This is a genomic window from Neoroseomonas rubea (assembly GCF_016106015.1).
In the GTDB taxonomy this organism is placed as follows: domain Bacteria; phylum Pseudomonadota; class Alphaproteobacteria; order Acetobacterales; family Acetobacteraceae; genus Neoroseomonas; species Neoroseomonas rubea.
The window spans coordinates 1-10,249 of sequence record NZ_JACADQ010000137.1 but is presented as its reverse complement, the minus strand read 5'-3'; the positions used below and the strand labels follow the sequence as shown (position 1 = coordinate 10,249).

The following is a 10,249-nucleotide window of genomic DNA, read 5'->3' as shown; positions in this document are numbered from 1 at the left end:
TCGGCGGCGGGCACGCCGGCGCCGGTGGTGGCCGCGCTGGCGGCCGCCGTGCGGCGGGGGCTGGCCGACCCCGCCTACCGGGCGCGGCAGGCGGAACTCGGTGCCGAGATCGTGGCCGAGCGGGAGCAGGGCCCCGAGGGCTTCGCCGCCTGGCTGGAGCGGGAGAGGGCGGCGATCCGCGCGACCGCCGAGCGCGCCGGCATCCGCCCCGAATAGTCGCCGGGGCTTGCCGCGGGCCCGGCTTTCGGCCATACGGCGCGCGCCGGTCGGGGGCAGCCCCGCCCGGTAATCCGCACGCGGTGCGCCCTTCCTCGACCAAGGCAGGGTCCGGTCCCGGGGAGACATCCCGGGGGATTGCGCCGCGGAGGCCCAACCGGACTACAGGAAGGAGGATCGCCCCATGGCGATGCGCGAAGTCACCCTGCGTGCCCTGCTCGAGGCGGGCGTGCATTTCGGCCACCACACGCGGCGCTGGAACCCGCGCATGGCGCCCTACATCTTCGGCGTGCGCAACCAGGTCCACATCCTGGACCTACAGCAGACCGTCCCGATGATGGACCGCGCCCTGCGCGCGGTGCGCGACGTGGTGGCGGCCGGCGGCCGCGTGCTGTTCGTCGGGACCAAGAAGGCGGCGGCCGACTACGTGGCGGAAGCCGCGACGCGCTGCGGCCAGTACTACGTCAACCATCGCTGGCTCGGCGGCATGCTGACCAACTGGAAGACGATCACCGGCTCCATCAAGCGCCTGAAGCAGATGGAGGAACGTCTTGGCACCGACACGAGCGGCCTGACCAAGAAGGAAGTCCTGATGCTGACGCGGGAGAAGGAGAAGCTCGACCGCGCCCTCGGCGGCATCAAGGAGATGGGCGGCCTGCCGGACATCATCTTCGTCATCGACACGGTGAAGGAGAAGCTTGCGATCGAGGAAGCCAACAAGCTCGGCATCCCGGTCGTCGCGGTGGTCGATTCCAACGCCGATCCGGAAGGCGTGACCTACCCCATCCCGGGCAATGACGACGCGATCCGCGCCATCACGCTCTACTGCGACAGCATCGCCTCGGCGGTGCTCGACGGCATCTCGGCCGAGATGCAGGCCTCGGGCGTGGATCTCGGCGCCTCCGAGGACCTCGCGCCGGAAGCGCTGCCCGAGGTGGCGGTGGAAGCGCCGGCCGAGGCCGAGCCCGCCGCGCCGCAGGCCTGAGACCCTACCCGCCGGGGCCGCGCGGCCCCGGCGATCCCCCTTTTCCACTGGCAACCACGGAGCATTCCGATGGCCGAGATCACCGCCTCGATGGTCCGCGACCTGCGCGAGAAGACCGGCGCGGGCATGATGGACTGCAAGAAGGCGCTCGTCGAAGCGAACGGCGACATGGAGGCCGCGATCGACTGGCTGCGCAAGAAGGGCCTTTCGGCCGCGGCCAAGAAGTCCGGCCGCGTCGCCGCCGAGGGCCTGATCGGCGTGGCGTCCGCCCCGCGCCGCGCGGCGATGGTCGAGGTGAATGCCGAGACCGACTTCGTCGCCCGCAACGAGCTGTTCCAGAACTTCGTCGCGACCGTCGCCGAACTGGCGCTGACCGTCGGCGAGGATGTCGAGGCGCTGAAGAACGCGCGCTGGCCCGGCTCGGTTGACCTGGTCGAAGGCGGCTCCGCGCATCGCACGGTCGCCGAGCAGCTGACGCACCTGATCGCGACGATCGGCGAGAACATGTCGATCCGCCGCATCCGGATGCTGCATGTGAACGAGGGCGCGGTCGCGACCTATGTCCACTCCGCGGTGAAGCCGGGCCTGGGCAAGATCGGCGTGCTGGTAGCGCTCGAAGGCGCGTCCGAGACCGCGGTGATGGAGGCGCTCGGCCGCCAGATCGGCATGCATGTGGCGGCCGCCCGGCCGGAGGCGCTCGACATCTCCGCCGTCGAGCCTTCGGCGCTCGAGCGCGAGAAGGCGGTGCTGACCGAGCAGGCCCAGGCGTCGGGCAAGCCCGAGGCGGTCATCCAGAAGATGGTCGAGGGCCGCATCCGCAAGTACTACGAGGAGGTCGTGCTCCTCGAGCAGGTGTTCGTGATCGATGGCGAGAGCCGGGTGAAGGAAGTGGTGAAGAAGGCGGGCGCGACGCTCTCCGGCTTCGCCCGCTACCAGCTCGGCGAGGGCATCGAGAAGCAGCAGTCCGACTTCGCCGCCGAGGTCGCGGCGGCCGCCGGCCAGGGGTGACGCAGGTGCGGGCGGGGTGCACCCCCGCCCGCCTTATTGTCGCCGCCGGGGGACCGCACCTATGGTGCCTCCCCGCTCCTCCATTCCGGATGCCCGATTCCCGCCCATGAGCGCCATGCCCGCCTACAAGCGCGTCCTGCTCAAGGTGTCCGGGGAAGCCCTGATGGGCAGCCGCGACTACGGCCTCGACACCGCCGTCTGCCGCCGCATCGCCGAGGATGTGCGGGGCGTGGTCGAACTCGGCGTCCAGGTCTGCCTCGTCATCGGCGGGGGCAACATCTTCCGTGGCGTCTCCGGCGCCGCGTCCGGGATGGACCGGGCGCAGGCGGATTCGATCGGCATGTTGGCCACCGTGATGAACGCGCTTGCCATGCAGGCCGCGCTCGAGAAGGTTGGCGTGCCGACGCGCGTGCAGTCGGCCATCCCGATGTCGAGCGTCTGCGAGCCCTTCATCCGCCGCCGCGCGACGCGCCACATGGAAAAGGGGCGGGTCGTCATCTTCGCGGCCGGCACAGGCAACCCGTTCTTCACGACGGACACGGCCGCCGCGCTGCGCGCGGCCGAGATGGGCTGCGACGCGCTGCTGAAGGGCACGCAGGTCGACGGCGTCTATTCGGCAGACCCGCGCAAGAACCCCAATGCCGAGCGCTACGTCACGCTGACCTACCTCGACATGCTCGCGCGCGACCTCGCCGTGATGGACGCGGCGGCGATCAGCCTGGCCCGCGAGAACCACCTGCCGATCATCGTCTTCAACATCCACGAGCCTGGCGCCTTCACCGCGGTGATGAAGGGCGAAGGCCGCTTCACCACCGTCCACGAGGACCAGCACTGAGGGAGAGGGGGCCATGGCCGCCGACTTCAAGGCCCTGAAGCAGGACCTGACGCGCCGCATGGACGGCGCGATGGAGATGCTGAAGAAGGAGTTCGCCGGGCTGCGCACAGGCCGGGCGAGCCCCGCGCTGCTCGAGCCCATCCGCGTCGAGGCCTACGGGTCCGTCACGCCGCTGAACCAGGTCGCCAACGTCTCGGTCGCCGGTCCCGGGCTGCTGTCGGTCCAGGTGTGGGACAAGGGGCTGGCCAAGGCGGTGGAAAGCGCCATCCGCGAGGCCAATCTCGGGCTCAACCCGCAGGCCGAGGGCCAGGTCATCCGCGTGCCCCTGCCGCCGCTGACGCAGGAACGGCGCAACGAGCTCGCCAAGGCCGCGGCCCGCTATGCCGAGAGCACCCGTGTCGCCATCCGCGGCGTGCGCCGCGACGGGATGGAGCAGGTCAAGGGCTGGGACAAGAAGCACGAGATCAGCGAGGACGAGGCCAAGCAGGCCGAGATCGAGATCCAGAAGCTCACCGACCAGTACGTGAAGCAGGTGGATAGCGTGCTCGCCGACAAGGAGAAGGACATCCGCACGGTCTGATCCGCGCGGGTGGGAATCGCAGGAGGGGGTTCTTTGCCGCAGGGCCGCGCCGGGCAGGGTCGCCGAGGGGGCAGGGGCGCATGAGTGCCGCGACCGATCCCGTCCGCATGCCCGCCGCGCCCGCGGCGCCGCCCCGCCATGTCGCCATCATCATGGACGGCAACCGGCGCTGGGCGCAGGCGCGTGGCCTGCCCGTGGCGCTCGGCCACAAGGCGGGCGCGGAAGCCGCGCGCCGGACGATCGAGGCCGCGGCCGACCAGGGGATCGGCTGGCTCACCCTGTTCGCCTTCTCCTCCGAGAACTGGCGCCGTCCGCTCGACGAGGTCTCCGCCCTGACCGGCCTGCTGCGCCTGTATCTCCGCGCCGAGGTCGCCAGCCTGGTGAAGGAAGGCGTGCGGCTGCGCGTGATCGGCGACCATGCGCGCTTCGGCGCCGAGCTCGCCCGCGCGATCGAGGCGGCGGAGAAGGCGACCGCCGGCGGCACCCGGCTGAACCTGACCGTGGCGCTGTCCTACGGCGCACGGGACGAGATCCTGGGTGCCGTCCGCCGCACCGCGCAGGCCGTCGCGGAAGGCCGGATGGACCCGGCCGCGATCGACGAGGCGACCTTCGGCGGCTTCCTCCAGACCGCCGGCATGCCGGACCCCGACCTGATCATCCGCACGTCCGGCGAACAGCGGCTGTCGAACTTCCTGCTCTGGCAGGCGGCCTATGCCGAGTTCGTCTTCCAGGACACGCTCTGGCCCGACTACGGCGCCGCGCCGCTCGCCGAGGCAGTCGCCGCCTTCGCCGCGCGGGAACGGCGCTACGGGGCGCGGCCCTGAGCGAGGCAACGGCCCCCGCGGCGGATGCGAAGCGCTGGAAGGATCTCCGCAAGCGCTTCCTCTCGGCCCTGGTCCTCGGACCGGTCGCGCTCGCCTGCATCTGGCTGGGCGCGGAGCCGTGGACGGCGCTGATCGCGGCCGGCGGCGCGCTGCTCGCCTGGGAATGGGTGCATCTGTGCGGGCTGAGCACGCGGCGGCTGCCGGGCATGGCGGTGCCGGTCGCGGTGCTGGCCGCCGGCACGCTGGCCGTTGCCGAACATTCCCGCGCCGCGCTCGCCCTGCTCGTGATCCTGTGGGCCGTGACCTGGTGGCAGGCCGCGCGGCTGCGCGGCCCGGACCGGCCGGGGCAGCCGGCGGGCTGGCTGGCGGCGGGGGTGCTGTACATCGGCGTTGCCGGCATCGCGCTGATCGAATTGCGGCACGACAACGAGGCCGGGCGGGCGAATGTGTTCTTCCTGTTCCTCGTCGTCTGGGCGTCGGACATCGGCGCCTACATGGCCGGGCGCTTCTTCGGCGGGCCGAAGCTCGCGCCGGCGATCTCGCCGAACAAGACCTGGTCGGGCGCGCTGGGCGGGCTCGCCTCGGCCATGGTGGTCGGTCTTGCGGTCGCGGCCATCGTCGCGCCGGGGGGGGCTTCCCGTGCGGCGGCCGTCGCGGCCATGCTGGCGGTGATGGCACAGGCGGGCGACCTTCTTGAAAGCTGGATCAAGCGGCGGTTCGACGTGAAGGACAGTTCCGCGCTGATCCCCGGGCATGGCGGGCTGCTCGACCGGCTGGACGGCGTGATCGCGGCCGCGCCCGTCGCGGCGCTGCTCGCCTTCCTGCTGGGCCAGGGGCAGCCGCTCTGGCGATGACCCGCAGCGTCACGATCCTCGGCGCGACCGGCTCGGTCGGGCGCAGCACCGTCGCCTTGCTGGAGGAAGCGCCGGCCGGCGCCTTCCGGGTCGAGGCCCTGGTCGCCAACCGCGACGTCGCCGGACTGGCCGCGCAGGCGCGCCGGCTGCAGGCGCGCCTGGCCGTTGTGGCGGACCCTGGCTGCTACGCGGCGCTGAGGGATGCGCTGGCGGGGACGGGGATCGAGGTCGCCGCGGGGGATGACGCGGTCATCGCCGCCGCGGCCCGCCCCGCCGACTGGACCATGGCGGCGATCGTCGGCGCGGCCGGGCTGCCGGCGACGCTGGCGGCCTTGCGGCGCGGCGGGGTGCTCGCGATCGCGAACAAGGAAAGCCTGGTCTGCGCGGGGGAGATCGTGCTGGCGACGGCGCGCGCCGCCGGCGCGACGCTGCTGCCGGTCGATTCCGAGCACAACGCCATCTTCCAGGCGCTGGAGGCCCGCGGCGGCGCGGCTGACCCCTACGCGACCGTGGAGAAGATCGTCCTGACCGCCTCGGGCGGCCCCTTCCGCACGATGCCGATGGCCGAGATGGCGCGCGTCACGCCGGAAGCGGCCGTCAAGCATCCGGTCTGGTCGATGGGCGCAAAGATCTCGATCGATTCCGCCACCATGATGAACAAGGGGCTGGAGCTGATCGAGGCCGTCCGGCTGTTCCCGGTGCCGGAGGAACGGGTGGAGGTGCTGGTCCACCCGCAATCCACCGTCCATGGCCTGGTGCAGTATTCGGACGGGTCGGTGCTGGCGCAGCTCGGCACGCCGGACATGCGCACGCCGATCGCGCATGCCCTGGCCTGGCCCGCGCGGATGGCGGCGTCCGTGCCGCGGCTCGACCTCGTCACGCTCGGGCGGCTCGAATTCTTCGCCCCGGACCCCGAACGCTTCCCGGCGCTGCGGCTTGCGCGGGAGGCCTTGCGGGCGGGGGGCGGGGCAACCACCATATTGAATGCCGCGAACGAGACGGCGGTCGGACTGTTCCTCGACCGGCGGCTCGGCTTCCTCGACATCGCCGTGGTGGTGGAGGAGACGCTCGCCGCCCTCGGCGCACCCGGCGGGGCGGATCTGTCCGCCATCCTGGCGCTGGACGGCGCGGCACGCGAGACCGCGGCGAGGATCGCCGCGGAACGGGCGGCGGCCTGAGCGGCCGACGCGCAACCGGGATCGGAACCGATGGATTTCCTGCCTGACCCTTTCCGCAGCATCGCGGCCTTCATCGTGGTGCTCGGCGTTCTGATCTTCGTGCACGAGCTCGGGCACTACCTCGCGGCGCGCTGGCGGGGCGTGCATGTGGAACGCTTCTCGATCGGCTTCGGGCGTGCGATCGCGGCCTGGACGGACCGCCGCGGCTGCGAATGGCGGATCGGCTGGATCCCGCTGGGCGGCTACGTGAAGATGCATGGGATGGAGTTCGCCCATGACGCGCCGCCCGAGGCGGGCACGTTCCGCGCCGGCGAAAGCTTCCACGAAAAGAGCGTCGGCGATCGAGCGATCGTCGTCTTCGCGGGGCCGGCCTTCAACTTCCTGCTCGCCGCCATCCTCTTCGCCGGCATCTTCGCGACTGTCGGCCGGCCGGTCGGCTCGACCGCAATCCAGACCGTGGTCGGCGGCTCGGCGGCGGAACGCGCCGGGCTCGCGCCCGGCGACCGCGTGCTCTCGCTCGATGGCGAGCGGGTGACGCGGTTCGACCAGTTGCAGCGGCACATCCAGCCCCGCGCGGGCCAGCCCGTGGAGATCCTCGTCCGCCGCGGCGAGACCGAGGTGAAGGTCATCGCGACCCCTGCCGCGCGCCCGGAGGACGGGCGCGGCATGCTGGGCGTCACGGGCGGCGCGCCGGAGCGCGAGCGGCTCGATCCCTTCTCCGCCGTCGCGGCGGGCACCTGGCACATGGTGGTGATCTCCGGCCAGACGCTGGCGGGCGTGTGGAAGATGATCAGCGGGCAGACCGGCACCGAGGAGATCGGCGGGCCGCTGCGGATCGCGCAATTGTCGGGGGAGGTGGCGGAGATGGGGATGCTGTCCCTGCTCTCCTTCATCGCCCTGCTGTCAATCAACCTGGCGTTGATCAACCTATTCCCGATTCCCATCCTCGATGGCGGGCACCTGGTGTTCTATGCGGCCGAGGCGATCCGCGGCCGGCCGCTGACGGCGCGCGCGCAGGAATATGCGTTCCGGGGCGGCTTCGCCCTACTGGTGACGCTGATGATCCTCGCGACATGGAACGACCTGACGCAACTCGGCGTCGTGCGCTGGGTCTCCGGCCTGCTCGGCTGAGCCTGCCGCCCGGCGCCGGGCGGCAGGGGTGGCGGCGGGGGGGCACCTCGGCTAGTGTGCGCCGCCCTTCCAGACCCCAAGATCAGGTGGCGATTCGTTGTCCAGGCTGCGCACCCTCGCCCTCGTCCTTGTCGCCTTCGTGCTGGCGGTCCCGTCCCTCGCGCAGGCGCCGGGACGCGTCGCCGCGATCGAGGTGCAGGGCAACCAGCGGATCGAGGCGGATACCATCCGCTCCTACATGCTGGTCCAGCCCGGGGAACCGGCGGACCCCGACCGGCTTGACCGCAGCCTGCGCGCGCTCTTCGCGACGGGCCTCTTCCGCGATGTCGAGATCCGGCCGGACGGCAACCGCGTCATCGTGCGCGTGGTGGAGAACCCGATCGTCAACCGCGTCGGCTTCGAGGGCAATCGCCGCGTCACGAGCGATTCGCTGCGCAGCGAGGTGCAGCTCCGGCCGCGCTCCGTCTTCACGCCGGCCGCCGCGCAGGCCGACCGCCAGCGAATCCTCGAGATCTACGCGCGCCGCGGCCGCTTCGGCGCGACGGTGGAGCCGAAGATCATCGAGCTCGACCAGAACCGCGTCGACGTGGTGTTCGAGATCAGCGAGGGCGAGGTCGCGCTCGTCGCGCGCATCAACTTCGTCGGCAACGAGGCCTATTCCGACAGCCGGCTGAAGGAGATCGTGTCGACACGCGAGCAGGCCTGGTACCGGCTGCTCTCGACCTCCGACACCTACGATCCCGACCGGCTGGCCTTCGACCGCGAGCTGCTGCGCCGCTTCTACCTGCGCCAGGGCTATGCCGACGTGCAGATCACCGGCGCGACCGCGGAACTCGCCCCCGACCGCAGCGGCTTCTTCGTGACCTACACGGTCAACGAGGGGCCGCGGTACCGCATCCGGAACCTCGCCGTGACGAGCACGGTGCGCGGGCTCGATCCCGCGGGCCTCGACCGCGAGGTGCCGCTGTCCGTGGGCGACTGGTATGACGGCGACGCGGTCGAGCGGGCCGACAACCTGCTGACCGACCTGCTCGCGGCGCGCGGCTTTCCCTTCGCGGCCGTGGAACCGCGCGTGGTGCGCGACCGCGACAACCAGAGCGTCGACCTGACCTTCGAGATCGCCGACGGGCCGCGCGCCTTCGTCGAGCGGATCGAGATCACCGGCAACACCCGCACCCAGGACCGCGTCATCCGCCGGGAGTTCCGCCTGGCGGAAGGCGACCCGCTGGTGGCGCAGCAGGTTCGCCGCTCGCGCGAGCGCATCCGTAGCCTCGGCTTCTTCAGCGACGTGCAGATCAGCACCGCGCCGGGCTCGGCACCGGACCGGGTGATCCTGAACACGCAGGTGGCGGAGCGCGCCACCGGCGAGTTCACGCTCGGCGGCGGGTATTCGACCGATGCCGGTTTCCTCGCCGATATCGGCCTGAGGGAGCGCAACATCCTCGGCACGGGCGTCGATGCGCGCGTGAACCTCACGCTGGCCCAGCGGCGCAGCCAGGTCGACGTCTCGGTGACCGACCCGCAGTTCCTCGAGCGGAACCTCGCGGCCGGCGCCGATGTCTTCCTCGTCAACCGCGACCTGCGCGACACCTCGGGCTACCAGGAGCGGCGCGCCGGCTTCGCGCTGCGCATGGGCTACGAGATCAACGAGCGGCTGCGCCAGTCCTGGTCCTACTCGCTCGTCGACCGCGAGATCTTCGACGTCGATCCCAACGTCTCCCGCTTCATCCGCGAGCAGGAAGGCCGGACGCTGCTGAGCCAGGTCTCGACGACGGTCACCTACGACCGGCGCGACAGCCGCATCGAGCCACGCGACGGGTACGTCGTGCGCGTGGGCGCCGACCTGGCCGGCCTTGGCGGCGACGTCTCCTACGTGCGGGCGCGCGCCGACGCGCAATACTACATCCCGTTCGAGCGCCTGCTTGGCGATCCCGACTATGTGCTCGTGCTGGCCGCCGGCGGCGGCTATCTCGCGCCCTACGGGGACCGCGACACGCGCATCGTCGACCGCTTCTTCCTGGGTGGCGAGAACCTGCGCGGCTTCGCCCTGGGCGGCGCCGGTCCGCGTGACGTGTCGACCAATGACAGCCTCGGCGGCGAGGTGCTGTGGACCACCTCGGCCGAGTTCCGCTTCCCGCTGCCCATTCCCTCCGAACTCGGCTTCATCGGGCGTGCCTTCGTCGATGTCGGCTCGCTGTCGGGCCTGCCCTCGAGCATCAACAATTCGGGCTGCCCCCCCGCCTCGCCGAGCTGCGTGCGCGACGATGCCTCCCCGCGCGTGGGCATGGGCGTGGGCGTTTCCTGGCGGAGCCCGATCGGCCTCATCAACATCGACCTCGCCCAGGCCGTCGTGAAGAAGGACTACGACGAGACCCAGGTCTTCCGCCTCGGCTTCGGCACCCGCTTCTGATCCAGGATACCGCCTGACATGTCCCGTATCGTATCCGCGGCCCTTGCCGGGCTGCTCGTCGCCCTTCCCGCCGCCGCCCAGCAGGGCGGGCAGCAGTGGTTTGTGCCCGGCCAGGGCCAGCAGCAGGGGCAGCAGCGCCCGGCGCAGGGCCAGGCGCAGCGACCCGCGCAGCAGCCCGCGCAGCCCGCGGTGCAGGCGCCGCCTCCGCTCGCGGCAGGCCAGCCGCCG

Annotated in this window: 10 protein-coding genes and 1 pseudogene; all 11 read left to right on the top strand. The window is 71.7% G+C overall.

From position 1 onward, the window contains the following. Positions 1–216, top strand: a pseudogene (locus tag HW577_RS13955) (Bug family tripartite tricarboxylate transporter substrate binding protein); the annotation flags it as partial. Positions 217–400: 184 nt separating this feature from the next. After that, complete coding sequence (gene rpsB / locus HW577_RS13950; protein WP_198376743.1) at positions 401–1,201, top strand: 30S ribosomal protein S2; 801 nt, start codon at positions 401–403, stop codon at positions 1,199–1,201. Between the two features lie 69 nt (positions 1,202–1,270). Then, on the top strand, positions 1,271–2,209 hold the full coding sequence (gene tsf / locus HW577_RS13945) for a translation elongation factor Ts (protein WP_198376742.1): 939 nt from the start codon (positions 1,271–1,273) through the stop codon (positions 2,207–2,209). Between the two features lie 106 nt (positions 2,210–2,315). After that, positions 2,316–3,044, top strand: coding sequence for a UMP kinase (gene pyrH, locus HW577_RS13940; protein ID WP_198376741.1), 729 nt, complete (start codon positions 2,316–2,318; stop codon positions 3,042–3,044). A 13-nt stretch (positions 3,045–3,057) separates the two neighbouring features. Continuing rightward, positions 3,058–3,624: a ribosome recycling factor gene (frr, locus tag HW577_RS13935; RefSeq protein WP_198376740.1), complete on the top strand. Its 567-nt coding sequence runs from the start codon at positions 3,058–3,060 to the stop codon at positions 3,622–3,624. A gap of 80 nt (positions 3,625–3,704) precedes the next feature. Then, positions 3,705–4,448, top strand: coding sequence for a polyprenyl diphosphate synthase (gene uppS, locus HW577_RS13930; RefSeq protein WP_198376739.1), 744 nt, complete (start codon positions 3,705–3,707; stop codon positions 4,446–4,448). Then, positions 4,364–5,302, top strand: coding sequence for a phosphatidate cytidylyltransferase (locus tag HW577_RS13925; RefSeq protein ID WP_408639531.1), 939 nt, complete (start codon positions 4,364–4,366; stop codon positions 5,300–5,302). The genes uppS and HW577_RS13925 overlap by 85 nt, the downstream gene beginning before the upstream one ends. Beyond that, entirely contained in the window at positions 5,299–6,480 is a 1,182-nt protein-coding gene (gene dxr / locus HW577_RS13920; RefSeq protein WP_198376738.1) for a 1-deoxy-D-xylulose-5-phosphate reductoisomerase, read from the top strand. The genes HW577_RS13925 and dxr overlap by 4 nt, the downstream gene beginning before the upstream one ends. Positions 6,481–6,510: 30 nt before the next feature. Next, entirely contained in the window at positions 6,511–7,611 is a 1,101-nt protein-coding gene (gene rseP / locus HW577_RS13915; RefSeq protein WP_198376737.1) for an RIP metalloprotease RseP, read from the top strand. A gap of 97 nt (positions 7,612–7,708) precedes the next feature. Beyond that, positions 7,709–10,021 carry an outer membrane protein assembly factor BamA gene (gene bamA, locus HW577_RS13910; protein ID WP_232474924.1) on the top strand — a complete coding sequence of 771 codons (2,313 nt, stop codon included), beginning with the start codon at positions 7,709–7,711 and terminating at the stop codon, positions 10,019–10,021. 18 nt (positions 10,022–10,039) lie between these two features. Then, the coding region (locus tag HW577_RS13905) for a hypothetical protein (protein ID WP_198376736.1) at positions 10,040–10,249 on the top strand (210 nt) is incomplete at its 3' end.

Coding starts and splice junctions, on each gene's coding strand:
- pyrH (WP_198376741.1), top strand. CDS start 2,316: ATGAGCGCCATGCCCGCCTACAAGCGCGTCCTGCTCAAGGTGTCCGGG.
- rpsB (WP_198376743.1), top strand. CDS start 401: ATGGCGATGCGCGAAGTCACCCTGCGTGCCCTGCTCGAGGCGGGCGTG.
- frr (WP_198376740.1), top strand. CDS start 3,058: ATGGCCGCCGACTTCAAGGCCCTGAAGCAGGACCTGACGCGCCGCATG.
- rseP (WP_198376737.1), top strand. CDS start 6,511: ATGGATTTCCTGCCTGACCCTTTCCGCAGCATCGCGGCCTTCATCGTG.
- dxr (WP_198376738.1), top strand. CDS start 5,299: ATGACCCGCAGCGTCACGATCCTCGGCGCGACCGGCTCGGTCGGGCGC.
- uppS (WP_198376739.1), top strand. CDS start 3,705: ATGAGTGCCGCGACCGATCCCGTCCGCATGCCCGCCGCGCCCGCGGCG.
- tsf (WP_198376742.1), top strand. CDS start 1,271: ATGGCCGAGATCACCGCCTCGATGGTCCGCGACCTGCGCGAGAAGACC.